Origin of the sequence: Blautia faecis (genome assembly GCF_020554845.1) — a bacterium.
GTDB lineage: Bacteria > Bacillota > Clostridia > Lachnospirales > Lachnospiraceae > Blautia_A > Blautia_A faecis.
The window spans coordinates 18,401-33,516 of record NZ_JAJCIA010000039.1 but is presented as its reverse complement, the minus strand read 5'-3'; the positions used below and the strand labels follow the sequence as shown (position 1 = coordinate 33,516).

14 protein-coding genes are annotated in these 15,116 nt (G+C 43.3%); 9 read left to right on the top strand and 5 right to left on the bottom strand.

From position 1 onward, the window contains the following. Positions 1 to 166: 166 nt before the first annotated feature. Positions 167 to 805 carry a helix-turn-helix transcriptional regulator gene (locus tag LIZ66_RS15550; protein ID WP_118583386.1) on the bottom strand — a complete coding sequence of 213 codons (639 nt, stop codon included), beginning with the start codon at positions 803 to 805 and terminating at the stop codon, positions 167 to 169. Between the two features lie 544 nt (positions 806 to 1,349). Here LIZ66_RS15550 and hydA point away from each other — a divergent pair. Further along, positions 1,350 to 2,729: a dihydropyrimidinase gene (hydA, locus tag LIZ66_RS15545; protein WP_173771980.1), complete on the top strand. Its 1,380-nt coding sequence runs from the start codon at positions 1,350 to 1,352 to the stop codon at positions 2,727 to 2,729. Here the strand turns inward: hydA and LIZ66_RS15540 are convergent. Continuing rightward, entirely contained in the window at positions 2,726 to 3,931 is a 1,206-nt protein-coding gene (locus tag LIZ66_RS15540; protein ID WP_227200776.1) for a cation:dicarboxylate symporter family transporter, read from the bottom strand. The genes hydA and LIZ66_RS15540 overlap by 4 nt on opposite strands. A gap of 166 nt (positions 3,932 to 4,097) precedes the next feature. Between LIZ66_RS15540 and LIZ66_RS15535 the strand changes: the two genes are divergently transcribed. The 4 genes from LIZ66_RS15535 to LIZ66_RS18605 all read left to right on the top strand — a co-directional run bounded on the left by LIZ66_RS15535 (position 4,098) and on the right by LIZ66_RS18605 (position 8,588). Then, positions 4,098 to 5,147, top strand: coding sequence for an XdhC family protein (locus LIZ66_RS15535; protein WP_227200777.1), 1,050 nt, complete (start codon positions 4,098 to 4,100; stop codon positions 5,145 to 5,147). A gap of 327 nt (positions 5,148 to 5,474) precedes the next feature. Further along, positions 5,475 to 5,849, top strand: a complete 375-nt coding sequence (locus LIZ66_RS15530; protein WP_148463369.1) for a response regulator — start codon at positions 5,475 to 5,477, stop codon at positions 5,847 to 5,849. Positions 5,850 to 5,874: 25 nt separating this feature from the next. Further along, entirely contained in the window at positions 5,875 to 7,926 is a 2,052-nt protein-coding gene (locus LIZ66_RS15525) for a PQQ-binding-like beta-propeller repeat protein (protein WP_227200778.1), read from the top strand. A 164-nt stretch (positions 7,927 to 8,090) separates the two neighbouring features. Next, the gene (locus tag LIZ66_RS18605) at positions 8,091 to 8,588 is read left to right on the top strand and encodes an SH3 domain-containing protein (protein ID WP_148462873.1); all 498 of its coding nucleotides are present in this window, start codon (positions 8,091 to 8,093) and stop codon (positions 8,586 to 8,588) included. Between the two features lie 151 nt (positions 8,589 to 8,739). Here the strand turns inward: LIZ66_RS18605 and LIZ66_RS15510 are convergent, their stop codons facing one another. After that, positions 8,740 to 9,219 (bottom strand): S-ribosylhomocysteine lyase, encoded by a 480-nt coding sequence (locus LIZ66_RS15510; RefSeq protein ID WP_118579904.1) that lies wholly within the window; start codon positions 9,217 to 9,219, stop codon positions 8,740 to 8,742. A gap of 166 nt (positions 9,220 to 9,385) precedes the next feature. Between LIZ66_RS15510 and LIZ66_RS15505 the strand changes: the two genes are divergently transcribed. Then, a complete protein-coding gene (locus tag LIZ66_RS15505; protein ID WP_227200779.1) occupies positions 9,386 to 10,189 on the top strand; it encodes a peptidylprolyl isomerase in 804 nt (267 codons plus the stop codon). A 125-nt stretch (positions 10,190 to 10,314) separates the two neighbouring features. Here LIZ66_RS15505 and LIZ66_RS15500 read toward each other — a convergent pair whose 3' ends face one another. Next, positions 10,315 to 10,878 (bottom strand): tRNA 5-(aminomethyl)-2-thiouridylate-methyltransferase MnmM, encoded by a 564-nt coding sequence (locus LIZ66_RS15500; RefSeq protein WP_173716609.1) that lies wholly within the window; start codon positions 10,876 to 10,878, stop codon positions 10,315 to 10,317. 319 nt (positions 10,879 to 11,197) lie between these two features. Between LIZ66_RS15500 and coaBC the strand changes: the two genes are divergently transcribed. The 3 genes from coaBC (at position 11,198) to LIZ66_RS15485 (ending at position 14,143) form a co-directional block, all read left to right on the top strand. After that, positions 11,198 to 12,397: a bifunctional phosphopantothenoylcysteine decarboxylase/phosphopantothenate--cysteine ligase CoaBC gene (gene coaBC, locus LIZ66_RS15495; RefSeq protein ID WP_227200780.1), complete on the top strand. Its 1,200-nt coding sequence runs from the start codon at positions 11,198 to 11,200 to the stop codon at positions 12,395 to 12,397. 228 nt (positions 12,398 to 12,625) lie between these two features. Continuing rightward, positions 12,626 to 13,276 carry an ECF transporter S component gene (locus LIZ66_RS15490; protein WP_173716587.1) on the top strand — a complete coding sequence of 217 codons (651 nt, stop codon included), beginning with the start codon at positions 12,626 to 12,628 and terminating at the stop codon, positions 13,274 to 13,276. A gap of 93 nt (positions 13,277 to 13,369) precedes the next feature. Further along, positions 13,370 to 14,143 carry a type III pantothenate kinase gene (locus LIZ66_RS15485; protein ID WP_173716586.1) on the top strand — a complete coding sequence of 258 codons (774 nt, stop codon included), beginning with the start codon at positions 13,370 to 13,372 and terminating at the stop codon, positions 14,141 to 14,143. An 82-nt stretch (positions 14,144 to 14,225) separates the two neighbouring features. On the opposite strand, the gene LIZ66_RS15480 is transcribed toward LIZ66_RS15485, so the two are convergent. After that, complete coding sequence (locus LIZ66_RS15480; protein ID WP_173716585.1) at positions 14,226 to 15,116, bottom strand: RluA family pseudouridine synthase; 891 nt, start codon at positions 15,114 to 15,116, stop codon at positions 14,226 to 14,228.

The following is a 15,116-nucleotide window of genomic DNA, read 5'->3' as shown; positions in this document are numbered from 1 at the left end:
AATACCTACACTCCAAAATGAAATGTAGGTATTTTTGTCGCTTACCTTTAGATATCTCACCTGTCTACTTGACAAGGGGCATATCAAAACGGTATTATATGGCTTTTTTATAACATGTATCCAATATGTTATTTTTGTTATAAAATAAAAAGAAATAACTAAAATATTACTTATTTACATCAATATAACTATAAAGCGTATATTTAGAGATTCCAAAATAATTCGCTACTTTATCTCCGGACTTTGTAATAAGGAAAGCTCCGGAATCATTAAGAAACTGGATCGCAGTTACCTTATCCTCTTTATTCATGAGAGCTACCGGCTTGCCTACAAGCTTCACGGATTCTTCAATGAGACGATCCAGAAGATCGTTGACACTGTGAGTAATCTGCTTCGGCTTCTCTTCTTTGTTCTTCGGGGTGATCAGATCATCAAGGGCACTGTTGATCAGGGTCAGCTTGGTGATGTCGTAGTTGATGCCGAATACATAGTGAAGGCTGCCGTCATCGTCCTTTATATATGAAGTACTGCACTTCAAAATCTTGCCGTCTGCTGTTTTCATCAGGTAACCATTGTGGTCGGCTGGAGCACAGTCACTTCCCCGTCCTTTCTGGCGGATGCCGTCGAAAACTGCGTCCGATGGACCGTCACCTACATTTCGTCCGGTTACGTGTCCGTTTACTATATAGATAATGGAATGTTCCGGTTCTTTTGTCTTCAGATCATGGATGACGACCTCGCAGTCGTTCCCGAATTCTGCTGCGATATCCTGCGCAATCTGCTCTAAGACAGTTAATCTTCCCATATTTGTTCCCTCCTGTTTTGGATTTGATTTTTTTATTAAGAGCAGGAAAATCCTGCCATGGGTCGATGCCTGAAATCTCCGCATAGAATCCGGGCATCCTGTCTGTATTTATTACTGTTCACTGGGAGCGTTCCGCGAGGTGTTTTTTGTGAACAGAGTTCACAGAAAACCCGAGAATGTCGGCGCGAAATCATGCAAGGCATGATTTCTGTGCATCGCGAAGCGGGTTGCTGTGAACGTAGTGAACAGTAACCTGTATTCGTATATTGCAGATAGTAACGAATGACTTGTTTCTTTTATAATAACATGTCAGAAAAAAAATAAAAAGACAATTTTACAAAAAAATTATTGAAGGCTTAAAAAAATTCGTATTTATTTTGTTGAAGATGGAAATTACATGTGGTATATTTACATTAAAATAAGATATAAGGTAAATAAAATTGGTTATTTTGTATAAATGCAAGTCAATGTGGAAGAAAAATAAATACAGGACTGGTTTGGAAATTGCAGATAACCATAGAAATGTGAAGGGAGGATCTGTTGTATGAAATATCTTTTGAAAAACGGAACCGTAATATCAGGTGCAGGCACAAGGAAACAGGATGTGTTGGTGGAAGGCGAAAAGATCATAAAAGTAGGAGAGGATCTTTCACAGCCAGATGCCAAAGTGGTGGATGTATCCGGCAAGCTTCTTTTCCCGGGATTTATTGACGGACATACCCATTTTGACCTGGAGGTTGCTGGTACTGTAACAGCAGATGATTTCGAGACAGGAACAAGAGCGGCAATCCTTGGAGGAACCACTCTGGTCATTGATTTTGCTTCACAGGATAAAGGAGGTCATACCCTGAAAGAGGGTCTTGAGAAGTGGCACAAAAAGGCTGATGGCAAATGCTCCTGTGACTATTCTTTTCACATGTCCATTGTAGAATGGAATGAGGAGACAAAGAAAGAAATTCAGGATATGATCAATGAGGGCATTACCAGCTTCAAGCTATATATGACTTACCCGGCAATGATCGTAGACGACGAGGATCTTTATAAGATCATAAAGGCCTTAAATGAAAAAGGCTGTTTCGCAGGCGTACATTGTGAAAATGCAGGCGTGATCGACGCACTGATCCAGGAAGCGAAAGCACAGGGAAAACTGGGTCCGGAGAATCATCCTCTTGTACGTCCGGATACTATGGAGGCCGAGGCAGTACACCGTCTTCTTGTAATTGCGAAGGAAGCAGGAGCTCCGGTCATGGTGGTACATTTGACCAACCGCAAGGCATACGAAGAAATCGTCCGTGCCCGGGAAAATGGTCAGACCGTATTTGCAGAGACCTGTCCTCAGTATCTTCTTCTGGACGACAGCGTTTATTCCAAACCTGATTTCGAAGGTGCCAAATATGTGTGCGCTCCGCCAATCCGCAAGAAAGAGGATCAGGACTGCCTGTGGAAAGCTCTGGCGGATGGAGATATCCAGACAGTAGCTACGGACCAGTGCAGCTTTACCCTTGCCCAGAAAGCAATGGGAAAAGCGGATTTTACCAAGATTCCAGGCGGCCTGCCGGGAGTTCAGACAAGGGGAACTCTTCTCTACACTTACGGCGTGCGCACCGGAAAAATTACAGTAGAGAAAATGTGCCAGCTTCTGTGTGAAAATCCAGCTAAGTTGTACGGTGTATATCCAAACAAAGGAGCTATCGCCGAAGGCAGCGACGCAGACATTGTAGTATTTGATCCGGAAAAAGAGAACGTGATCTCTGCGAAAACACATGCCTATAATACAGATAACAACCCCTATGAGGGTTTTGAAGTCCATGGAGATATTGATAAAGTATTCCTTCGCGGAAACCTTGCTGTGGATGAAGGAAAACTGGTGCAGGAGAAACTTGGAGCTTATATTAAGAGAGGGCTGAGACAGCCGCTGGCCTAGAGCCTGTTTGAAAAATCATGTCTTTTTACATATCCTGTCAGAAACAGTGCAGCGGCTCCGTCACATGTGGCATTACATGCTGCTGCAAAAGCATCATTCAGTGCAAAAACAGCGAACATCAGCGCCATACCGGAATCTCCGAATTTCAGGATTCCGGTCAGGGTTCCCAGGGATACCATTACGGTTCCCCATGGAAGCCCGGGTGTACCAATGGAACAGGTGGCAAGCAAAATACTGAAGATCAACATAGTTCCCGGTGCAGGAACAGAGCCGTACAGAATACGGGAGATCATCATAGCGAAGAATACCTCTGCAAGCACAGAACCACAGTGATGAATCTGGGTAAAAAGAGGAATTGCCTCTTTGATAAGCTCGGAATCAAGCGGCACACATTTGTCAGCTGCTTTCTGTGAATATTTTTCCACAGCTGTGGAAGAATGGGTTCTTAAAGCCATTTTACAGACCGGTATATAATTTTTCAGAATTCCCCATGCCTTTTCTCCGGCATAAGAGCCTGCAATATGATACAGAACCAACACCCAGACCATATAAGCCGGAATTATAATAATAAGTGCCAGAAGCAACAGTGGCAGATACTTGATGAAATATCCCTGATAAGCCAGTGTACAAAGAGAAAGCCCGATATAAGCAGGTAACAGTGGAAGAAGAATTCTGGACATCAGGGAAAGGGTAATTCCCCGAAACTCCTGCAAAAGCTCTTTGGTTCGCACTGCATTGGTCCAACAGGCACCAAGGGCAAGCAAAATAGCAAGTACTAACGCACTCAGTGCAGAAACCGGTGCTGGAATGGGAAGCTCAAACAAGGTATCCGGCAGGAAGCGGAAAGATAAACTGTCTGTGGATACCGGAAGTCTTGGAATGATCAGATATCCAAGAACGGATGCGAAAGCTGCGGCTCCAAGCATGGAAAAATAAGTGATCCGGACAACTGGCGCGGTGGCTGGTGTGGGAGCTTTTTTTACGGAAATAATGGAAGATGCCACAAGACCGATAATGATCAGCGGTGCCAGAAAGGTGATTATCTGACTTAGCACATAACGGGCTGTAACCACCAGATTCAAAGCCCCGGAGGTCAGTCCCATAGTTCTTGTGACATTTAAAAACAGGCCTGCAAGGAGGCCGGGTATACTGACTGCCAGAATCCGAATGGGAAAACTGGCCATAATTCTTTTTTTCTTCATTGTGAAAATTCCTCCGGATGTATTATAATATATAGGAATGAAAGGTGCAATGAAATTTTAACCGCTGCATCATCCTCTTGCCAATAACAGGGATTGATTAAAGAATGCCTGGTAATGATGGCAGGAAGGGATGGGTAGTTGATATGACAGGATGGAGTGAAAAATCATGTATAATAAAATTTATCAGATTCTTGATGAAAAAGGCAGGGCAAAAACTGGAATTTTTCTGGATGGACTATATATGGGAAAGAAGTGCATTTTGAAACCAGAAACGGTTATTAGAGAAGAAAACTGTGGTGAAGCTGCTGAAAAAAAATCAGGTGTACAGCTGATCCCCGAGAAAACGGAAGATGCTTCCATATGGGATAATTATCTGAATATTCTGAGTGAGACGAAAGAGACAAAAGTGACAGAAGCAGACGGTCACCGGCTTTTCGTAGAAGATTACCGCAAGAATCCAAGGCTTGTGATCTTTGGCGGCGGTCACGTATCCCAGCCTACTGCTCATCTGGGAAAAATGCTTGGTTTCCATGTAACGATCATGGATGACAGAGAATATTTCGTGACAAAGGAGCGTTTTCCAGAAGCAGACCAGCTGGTCTACGGTGATTTTAAAGAACTGGATAAGTACATTACGCCTTACGATAACACTTATTATGTAATCCTTACCAGAGGCCACATTGGTGATGCAGACTGCCTTCGCAGGCTTCTCCATCGTCCCTACGAATATCTTGGCATGATCGGCAGCAAAAACAAAGTGCGGATCACCAGGGAAAATCTTCTAAAAGAAGGTTACACTCTGGAGCAATTGGACGAAGTCCATGCACCAATCGGAATTCCTCTTGGCGGGCAGCTTCCGGAGGAAATTGCAGTGAGCATTATGGCAGAGATCATTAAGGTAAAAAATCAGCATTATTCCGCCTACTGTGATGAAAAAGTAGAGACAGCAGTTCTGGAAGGTCGTCATGGTGTCATGGTCACCATCGCAGAGAAATCCGGCTCTTCTCCAAGAGGAGTAGGAAGCAAAATGTTCGTAGAACCGTCCGGACACATTACAGGCAGCATTGGCGGCGGCAAAGTAGAGTACGAAGCCATCAGTCATTGTAAAGAAGTAAAAGAAAAAGAAGTAAAACACTATGCCTTAACAGCAGACGGCCAGGACAGTCTTGGAATGATCTGCGGCGGGCAGGTGACGGTGGTATTTGAGCGGGTATAAGTTATGGAATGGGAAAATGTTCCTGTAACACGTACAAGATCACATTGTAAAACAATAAGAAAACAGGCTGGCTTCTACAGAAGATATGTGGATCAGTCTGTTTTCTTTGAGTATATAAAATATAGATGTGATGCCACTGCTAAAAAAAGAAATTAATCCCTGTCCGCTCCGACAGACAATTCCCCAAACTTAAAATTATCTAAATACCATAGATTTACAATTCGTGTCATTTTCTGTCGTTTCGTGACAGAATTATTGAAATAATTTTCGACTTTTTTATAATGAGAATAACAAATGGGAGACATCAGATGGAAAAGGAGGGATGTCGTGTATTGTATTGCTATATTGACTGATCAGAAACAGGAAGGACAGAACTGTGCGGAATATATCAGGAATTACTGTACAGAAAAGAAAATTTTTCCATTGATTGAAATCTATCAGGATCAGGAACAATTTTTTGAGTGGACACGAAAAACAGTACCGGCAGTGGTGTTTCTTGCATTACCTGGTGTGTCCGGTCTGAATGCGGCAGAACATCTTCGTTCCCTGTATCCCAAATGTGGGATCATCTGGTGCAGTGATCTTGATTTTTCGCTTCATGCGTTCAGGATGCGGATAGAATATTTTTTTATGAAACCTATGGAAGAGCAAAAAATAAAAGAAGGACTTTCCATTTGGTTTGAACGCAGTAAGGTAATATGATAAAAACACTCAGGAGGAAAACAATATGAAGAAAAGAGCTTTAATTCTTGCAATGATCACTTTTATGGCTGCAGCAACATCTGAACCATCAATAAATATGGTACGTGCAGAAGAAACACAGACGGAGGAAAATACAGCTCAGACATCAGAACTGCCCATAAAGACACTTACACAGAAGGTTATTGACGAGAATCCTTATATGGCAGCAAGTGATTCCAATATTCATCATGATTGCTACAATACAGATTCCACAGACGAAGTATTACCGGTAGGCATTTATTCAGAAATCAATGTTTCTTATGAAAAAACCAATGCAAATGCGTCTCCGGCTATCTTTTTCGATTCCTATGGACATGCAGTGGTTCCGTTGCTTGGTGGACTGGCAATTCGTGATATCAATGCAGAGGAAACACAGACACTGGGATATTTTTCTCCAAAACAGCATGACAATGGAGAATATCTGATCCAGAGTTCCTATTCCTTTGTAGATGAGAGTAACCGTCTGGTGTGTCCGACCAATAATAACCATGTGCTGATGCTGAAAGCAACAGATGAAGACGGAAACGTACTTCCGGAATTTGAGAAAGTGCTGGATATTGATATTAAAGCAGCAGCAGAGGCAGCACTTGGAAAAACACTGGATCAAAATCTTCTTGCTGTAGTGTTTGACTATGAAGGAAATCTCTGGTTTGCAACCGGAGGATTCCGTATTTACCCTGACAGGAAACAGCAGGGTGCTATGGGCTATATTTCCCGTACAGCTATTGATGCCATTTTAAATGGAGAGGAAACTGATCTGTCAGATGCAGTCTTCGTATATGAGCTGGCTCCGGGAGAGGGTGCAGAGAACGGAATTGCAGCATCCAAGGATGGAGCAGTGATCCTGACGAATCAGAACTGTTATCTGCTTCAGGCAGACAATGGGGTGAAGAAAATCTGGGAAACTCCTTACGAGAGTGCTGGTGCGAAAGAAAGCAAAGAAGGGGATGAAACAACTGGCGGAGGTCTTGCCTGGGGCAGCGGATGCTCTCCATCCCTTACAAAAGATCTGGTGATGTTTACTGATAATCAGGAGACCGTAAATCTTCTTGCCCTGGATATGAAAACAGGAGAAGTTGTTGCAAGTCTCCCTGTAATCGATGAACTTCCGGAGGGCAGTCAGGTATCTGTTGAAAATTCTGCGATCGTGTATGATAACGGTGCAGGAACCGTAAGTACCATCGTATGTAACTGGTTTGGTGCAGGAAGTGCCAACCTGGGAAAAGAGGACAGTGATTCCTCCATTCAGAGTTATACAAATATTTATGATGAAAATTGGTTGAAACAGGGAAATAAAATGATCACGCCGGGTGTGGAACGCGTAGATACGATTAAGACTGAGGATGGATACGAAATGAAGAGTATCTGGTGCAGAAGTGATCTGTCAGATACTTCCATGATGAAATTATCTACGGCAACCGGATATATCTACGGATATGTACAGAATTTGGAAACCGGTATGTGGCAGTATATTATACTTGATTTTGAGACCGGTGAAACTGTTTTTTCCATGGATGTTGCCAGCAAGCCTATGTACAACAACATGGCTATCGGAATGTATGCCGGAAACAGCGGAAATTCACTTTATTGTCCTACCGGTTATCTGGAACTTCTGAGACTTCAGGACAGATTCGTTTATCTGCCGGAAATGCCTTATCGTAAGGTTGATCTGGATCAGGCAATGCGCAATGTGTTAAGCCAGGAGAAATTTGCGGCAGATGGTGGCCTGGGAGATGTGGAAGGATGGCTGAATACGATCACAATTGAGAATGTGCATCCGAATACAACCGTTGCAATACGTATGAAAGGAATCTCTGGGGAAACAGGTTCTCTGAAGCTGTATGCATATGGCACAGATGGTACCTTGAAAGAAGTTCCGGCAGAGAAATGGCATATCCAGACAGAAGATGGTGAAATACCGGATACATTATCCGAAGATGTACTGTATGAGGTACACATGACTGTGGAAGATGGCGGCGACTTTGATCTCAGTGAAACGGAAAAGGAGATTAAGATATCTGCTGTTCTGGGAATCTGAAGGATATGCTTTATTGCAAAGATACACTTAGGGGTTGCATAATTTGTAATAATACTGTATATTAATTGTAACGATTCGCGAAATGAGTCTGTTTTTGTAATATTATATGAAAAGAAGATGAATCAATTCAAAGCACCATTGCTTTGTAAAGGAGGAACTATATTATGAAAAAAGCAGCATTAGCCGTTTTGCTTCTGGGCGCAGCACTTTGCATCCCTGGATGTGGATTTGAGGAAGGTGCAGGAGCAAGCGTTACAGTTATACAGGCAACCCCGACCCCTATTCCAACACCAACCCCTGAGGCAACTCCTACACCAGAAGTTACTCCTACTCCAGAACCAGTTGTAGAGCAGACTGCAAGCGGTGTGAATGTAACCAAGCAGGATGGTACATATGTTGCGAATGCAGATATTAACCTTCGTGCAGATGCAAGTGCAGATGCTGCCTGGATCGCAGGTGTAACAAGCGGTACACAGCTTACAAGTACAGGTGTATGCGACAATGGCTGGATTGAGGTTTCCTATGAGGGACAGACTGCTTATGTATCCGGTGATTATGTAAGTGCAGTGGCAGCTGACGGTGCAGCCGCAGATGGAACTGCTGATCAGGCAGCTACAGAAGGAAGTGCAGATGCTGCAGCTGATGAGGCTGTTGCAGGCTGACAGGCTAGAAATTTAAGAGATGAAATGATGAGATGAAAGACGCTATGTAAATGGATGATATTATCGTTTGCATAGCGTTTTTTGAGTACTAAAGAAATTCCCTCCTGCCATGAAATGGCAAGAGGGAGATTTCTGAATATATCAAATCAAATTATTCCGGATAAACCAGTCTGTCTGGTTTGATATCATACAGCACTTCATCCAGGAACTTTTTAGCCAGATATTTCGCCATTCCAAGGTTCATATCCAGATAATTTCCACAGTCTTTCGGGGAAGCACCAGGAACCTCGCCCTGGAAATCACGGATAAACTCAAAGGTTTCAACCATAAGCGGAACAATATCCTTAGATTCATAATCTCCGTTCAGCAGCAGATAATTGCCGGTACGGCAGCCCATTGGTCCCCAGTAGATCATCTTCGGTCCGAATTCCTTGTGGTTGCGAAGAAAAGTAGCAGCAAGATGCTCAATGGTGTGAAGCTCTGCTGTGTTCATAACAGGCTCCTCATTTGGGGAAGTCATACGAATGTCAAAAGTGGTGATCACACTATTTCCAACCGGATCCTTGCGGGAAACGTAAACGCCTGGCTGAAGTTTGATGTGATCTATTGTGAAACTGGTAATCTTTTCCATAAAAAAGACCTCGCTTTCTCATAAATTCTTTCTTGATTTTAGCAGACAATACAAGCTGTGGCAAGACAAAGAAAAAGAAATTGAACAATCTGTGAAAACAATTGTTTTTTACGTGATTTTCGTTATAATAGAAAAAGATGGCATCAAGAATTGGAGGCATAAAATCATGAAAAAAAGAAAAATTCTGGCAATGCTGATGGTGGCAGCTCTTTCCGCAGGAATGCTGGCAGGCTGTGGTTCAGATAATACGAAAGAGGAAAGCAAGAGCACAGAAGCAGCAGATACTAAAGAGAACACAGAAGAAAATAAAGACACAGAAGAAACAAAAGAGGAAAGTACAGATGATAGTGCTGATCAGTCAGAAGGAACGGAGGAAGAAGTTTCCGGCTTTACAGACGGTTCCGGGGATGGAGAAGGTACAGATGAGACAGCAGACGATACCAGCACTGTTCTGGATACTTCAGAGCCTCTTACCGGTCTTCATCATGCAGAGATTGAGGTGAAGGACTACGGTACCATTAAGGTGGAACTGGATGCGGACACAGCACCTATCAGTGTAACCAACTTTGTGAAACTGGCACAGGAGCATTTCTATGATGGACTTACTTTCCACCGTATTATTGATGGATTTATGATCCAGGGCGGAGATCCGGAAGGAACCGGAAGAGGAGGCTCTGATGAGACTATTAAGGGCGAGTTTTCTGAGAATGGCGTAAAGAACGATATTTCCCATGAGAGAGGTGTGATCTCCATGGCAAGATCCTCAGACCCGGACAGTGCAAGCTCCCAGTTCTTTATCGTGCAGTCTGACAGTACCTATCTGGATGGACAGTATGCCGCTTTCGGACATGTGACAGAAGGCATGGACATTGTTGACCAGATCTGCAAGGATGCAAAGCCTACAGATAACAATGGAACTATTTCAGCAGATGAGCAGCCGGTGATGACAAGCGTTACCATTATAGATTGATAAAGTACAGTTTGAGAATACCGAAGATAAAACACCCCTTTGGCAGACACAAATAATTGTAGTCTGTCTAAGGGGTGTTTTTTGAGTAAATACATGGGAAAAAGTTGTTGCTTTTTGTATACAAGTTACAGTTTGACTACAAGTACGGGCATAGGCGGATGATTAGGCCGGTTGTAATATTCTGTTTTAATAACCAGAAATTTCCTGGAATCCAGCACCTTCAGCCATTTCAGCAGTGCATCCCGTTCCTCAAACCCGGAATCTCCGCCGCTGTAGATACACAGCATCAGGATCCCGCCCTTTTTCAAAAGGGACAGGGATACGGTAAGTGCCTGAATACTGGATTCTGCCCTTGTGGCAAGAGTATGATCGCCCTTCGGCAGATAGCCGAAATTGAATACAATGCAGCTTACACTCACAGGCTCTGCGTATTTTCCCATATTTACGTGGGAATCCAGAAACAGTTCATAATTGTGAGGGGCATTTTCTTTTTCAAGCCGCTCTCTTGTATTGGCAAGTGCCATTTCCTGAATATCGAAAGCGAGTACATGCCCTTTTTCCCCACAAAGACGGGAAAGAAGCAGAGTGTCATTTCCGTTACCCATGGTGGCATCAATGCAAAGCTCTCCCTCTTTTACATGCTCTGAGATAAAGTGGGCGCACCACTGTGTGATCTGGTAGTTCATAATGGTTCCTTTCTTTTGTAGTATCCTTATTATCAAAGACGAAAACAGATGGCAAAATTTCCCGCAAAGTGGGGTGTGCACGTTACGGGAAGGATTTTTTTACATGCTCTGGAATGGCTGTTAAAAGTCCAAGGCTATTATAACAGATAATAAAACAAAGAAAAGATGCATATAAAGGTAAATTATGTATGAAAAGCTGAACATATAAAAAATACATTGCATTCATACGTCTCTTTGCATTATAATAAGCGGTACGGACAAAAGGTATAAAATAACAGATGAATTTTGTCCAAAAGATTTCAAAGAGAGATGAGGGAAGATAATGTTAGAGGGAAAGACAGTTCTTCTGGGAGTTACTGGAAGTATTGCAGCATATAAGATCGCATATCTTGCAAGTGCGTTGAAGAAGCAGCAGGCAGACGTTCATGTGCTAATGACCAGAAATGCCACTAATTTTATTAATCCCATTACTTTTGAGACACTTACCGGGAATAAATGCCTTGTGGATACCTTTGACCGGAATTTTCAGTTCCAGGTAGAGCATGTGTCCATTGCGAAAAAGGCTGACGTTGTGATGATCGCACCGGCAAGTGCCAATGTGATAGGCAAGCTGGCTCATGGAATTGCAGACGACATGCTTACAACCACCATTATGGCATGCAGATGCAAGAAATTTATTTCTCCGGCGATGAACACCAATATGTTTGAGAACCCCATTGTTCAGGATAATCTAAAAATCCTGGAGCATTATGGATACGAAGTGATCGATCCTGCTGTGGGCTATCTTGCATGTGGCGATACCGGAGCAGGAAAAATGCCGGAGCCGGAGACTCTTTTAAACTATATTTTGAGAGAGTGTGCCTGTGAGAAGGATATGAAAGGGCTGAAGGTGCTGGTTACCGCCGGTCCTACCCAGGAAGCAATTGATCCTGTCCGTTATATTACCAACCATTCTTCCGGCAAGATGGGCTATGCCATTGCAAAAATGGCTATGCTGCGCGGAGCAGATGTCACACTGGTGAGTGGACGTACTGCACTTACACCGCCGCCATTTGTAAGAGTGGTTCCGGTGGTAACAGCCAGAGATATGTATGAAGCTGTAACCTCTGTCAGTCAGGAACAGGATATTATCATTAAAGCAGCAGCAGTGGCAGACTATCGTCCGGCCAGTGTGAGCGATGAGAAAATCAAAAAGAAAGACGATGACATGTCCATTGCCCTTGAGAGAACAGATGACATTCTGAAATATCTTGGAGAGCACAAACCGGATGGACAGTTTCTCTGTGGCTTTTCCATGGAAACAGAGAATATGATCGGTAATTCCAGAGTCAAACTTACCAGGAAAAATCTGGATATGGTAGCTGCCAACAATGTAAAAATGGCAGGTGCCGGATTCCAGGGGGACACCAATGTTCTGACTCTGATTACACAGGATGAGGAAGTATCACTCCCGCTAATGAGCAAGGAGGATGCAGCCGGTAAGATCCTGGATAAAATACTGCTTGAGAGAGTTCGCAGATAGTTATTTACAGGCTGTCATTTTGATAGCATTTATAAATCTTTTGCGAAGCCGCAGGCAGTGGCACTGGTGTTATATTCGCAGATTGTATTTTGTAAATCTGGACAGAGGATAACACATTTTTCAGAGTGGCGGGTAAATACCAAAAAAACATGCCCGCTGTTCCATACCGTATTGTATCCCTGGGTCTGAACAGGCTCTAATATAGGGAACGATAACAAGGAGGACAATATGAACAAAAAATTTACAACATCTCAAATCACCTTACTGGGCCTTATGATCGCAATTCTGCTTCTTATGGCTTACACACCTCTTGGATACCTGAATATCGGGCCTCTTGCAATCACCTTTAATATTATTCCGGTTGCCGTCAGCGCAATTACAATGGGACCTGTAGGCGGAGCCATCGCGGGAGCCGTATTCGGACTTACCAGCTTTGGTCAGTGTATCGGCATTGGAGGTACCAGCCTTATGGGTGTTACCTTATTCGGAATCAATCCATTCCTGGCGTTTGTTCAGAGATTTATTCCAAGACTGGTTGACGGACTTCTTCTTGGATATATTTTCCGGGGAGTCCGCAGGAAATCAAAAAATATTTATCTTTCCTGTGCTGTAACAGGATTTCTTTCCGCATTTTTAAATACTCTGTTTTTTATGGGGTTATTGGTTTGCCTTTTTGGAAATACCGAGTATGTACAGGGACTTATGGGTGGAAAAAACGTGATTCTGTTCATCTGTACATTTGTAGGAATCAACGCAGTATGTGAAATGCTTTCCGCTACCGTTATCACAGGCGCTGTAGGTGCAGCCCTTTACAAGGCAAGGCTTCTTCCGGAAACAGAGAAGAAATCTGAGAAAGTGGTAAAAACAGCAGAAGTTTAAGAAAATTGAAAACAGACAGACTGTTTGCAAAAATGGCCGCTGATTGCGGCTGAAAGCAGTCTGGCTGATGATAGAGAAATCATGGAGGAAAAAATGATTTTAGCAATTGATATTGGAAACACAAATATTGTGGTTGGCTGCATTGATTCAAAGCAAACCTATTTCATTGAGAGACTTTCCACTGTCCGTACAAAAACAGAACTGGAATACGCAGTTGACCTGAAGACAGTTTTGGATTTATATCATATTAAGCGGATTGATATTGAAGGCTGCATTATTTCCTCTGTAGTACCGCAGATTACCAATGCCGTGAAGCTTGCAGCTGAAAAGGTTCTGAAAAAAGAACCTATGGTATTGGGACCAGGTGTAAAAACAGGACTGAATATCCTGATGGATAATCCCGGACAGCTTGGAGCAGATCTTGTAGCAAATGCAGTTGCAGGAATTCATGAATATTCTCTTCCACTGGCAATTATTGATATGGGAACTGCAAGTACGGTAAGCGTAGTAGATGAGAAGAAGCATTATGTGGGAGGCATGATTTTTCCCGGAATGGGAGTGTCCCTGGATGCCCTTACTGCCCGTGCTTCTCAGCTTAGCGGAATCAGTATTGAAGCACCGAAGCGCATCATTGGAAAAAATACCATTGAATGCATGAAAAGCGGTGTGATTTACAGCAATGCAGCAGCCCTTGACGGAATTGTTGACAGAATTGAAGAAGAGCTTGGTCAGAAAATTACAGTTGTTGCAACTGGTGGTCTTGCCCGTAAGATTATCCCACATTGCAAGCGGAAGATTTTGCTGGATGAGGATCTTTTGTTAAAAGGTTTGCTCATTATATATGAGAAGAACAGAAAAGAATTATAAGCTTTCTGAGAATGAAAAATGAGACAGGTCAGAACTTCACGGTTATGAGGTTCTGACCTGTTTTGCCCGAATTCGGTTGCCGTTAGGAACGATGAAAGGCATCTGCAAAATCTTCTGGGACAGGGGCAGTCATACACATGTTTTCTCCTGTAACAGGGTGAGCAAATTCCAGCTGAAAGGAGTGCAGGGGCTGTCTTTTTATAATTCTGTAATCTGGATTGTAGAGAAAGTCTCCTGGCAGCGGATGTCCAATGTACTTCATATGCACACGGATCTGATGAGTGCGTCCGGTTTCCAGATGGAGCTCGATGAGAGAGTAGGAATGATAGGTGTCTAATCGCTCATAATGTGTGACCGCACTTTCCCCATTTGCGAAATCCACCTGTCTTTCGATGGTGGAATCTGCTGCGCGCCCGATAGGCGCATCAATAGTTCCTTGCTCTGGTGCGATTCCCTGTACAATTGCCAGATAGGTACGCCGGATCTGACGCTGTTTCATCTGGGCAGAGAGAACTGCTGCACTATAAGGATTTTTCGCCAGGATCAGGGCTCCTGTGGTGTCTCTGTCCAGACGGTTGATGCAGCGGTAGACGAAATGCTGTCCTTTTTCTTTAAAATACCAGGCAACTCCATTCGCCAGTGTATTATCATAATTTCCAATGGAAGGGTGCACAGGCATGTCTGCCGCCTTATTTATGACTAAAATATCTTCATCTTCATATAGAATAGAAAGGTCCATTCTCACAGGCAGGATATTCTCAGTGTTGTCCGCTTCCGGAATATGTATGTGAAGAGAATCTCCGACCTGAAGAACTGATTTCCCAAATCCCCGCTCCCCATTTAGCTGAATCGCATTTTTATCTGCCTTCATGGAAGATAAAATTCCCCGGGAAAAGCCCTTGTTCCTGAGAAAATCAAGAAGCTGCATTCCTTCCTGCTCTGGCTGTATCGTGTATGTAAGAATTCTGTCCAA

Coding starts and splice junctions, on each gene's coding strand:
- coaBC (WP_227200780.1), top strand. CDS start 11,198: ATGTTAGAGGGAAAGACAGTTCTTCTGGGAGTTACTGGAAGTATTGCA.
- LIZ66_RS15505 (WP_227200779.1), top strand. CDS start 9,386: ATGAAAAAAAGAAAAATTCTGGCAATGCTGATGGTGGCAGCTCTTTCC.
- LIZ66_RS15550 (WP_118583386.1), bottom strand. CDS start 805: ATGGGAAGATTAACTGTCTTAGAGCAGATTGCGCAGGATATCGCAGCA.
- LIZ66_RS15490 (WP_173716587.1), top strand. CDS start 12,626: ATGAACAAAAAATTTACAACATCTCAAATCACCTTACTGGGCCTTATG.
- LIZ66_RS15525 (WP_227200778.1), top strand. CDS start 5,875: ATGAAGAAAAGAGCTTTAATTCTTGCAATGATCACTTTTATGGCTGCA.
- LIZ66_RS15540 (WP_227200776.1), bottom strand. CDS start 3,931: ATGAAGAAAAAAAGAATTATGGCCAGTTTTCCCATTCGGATTCTGGCA.
- LIZ66_RS15485 (WP_173716586.1), top strand. CDS start 13,370: ATGATTTTAGCAATTGATATTGGAAACACAAATATTGTGGTTGGCTGC.
- LIZ66_RS18605 (WP_148462873.1), top strand. CDS start 8,091: ATGAAAAAAGCAGCATTAGCCGTTTTGCTTCTGGGCGCAGCACTTTGC.
- hydA (WP_173771980.1), top strand. CDS start 1,350: ATGAAATATCTTTTGAAAAACGGAACCGTAATATCAGGTGCAGGCACA.
- LIZ66_RS15510 (WP_118579904.1), bottom strand. CDS start 9,219: ATGGAAAAGATTACCAGTTTCACAATAGATCACATCAAACTTCAGCCA.
- LIZ66_RS15535 (WP_227200777.1), top strand. CDS start 4,098: ATGTATAATAAAATTTATCAGATTCTTGATGAAAAAGGCAGGGCAAAA.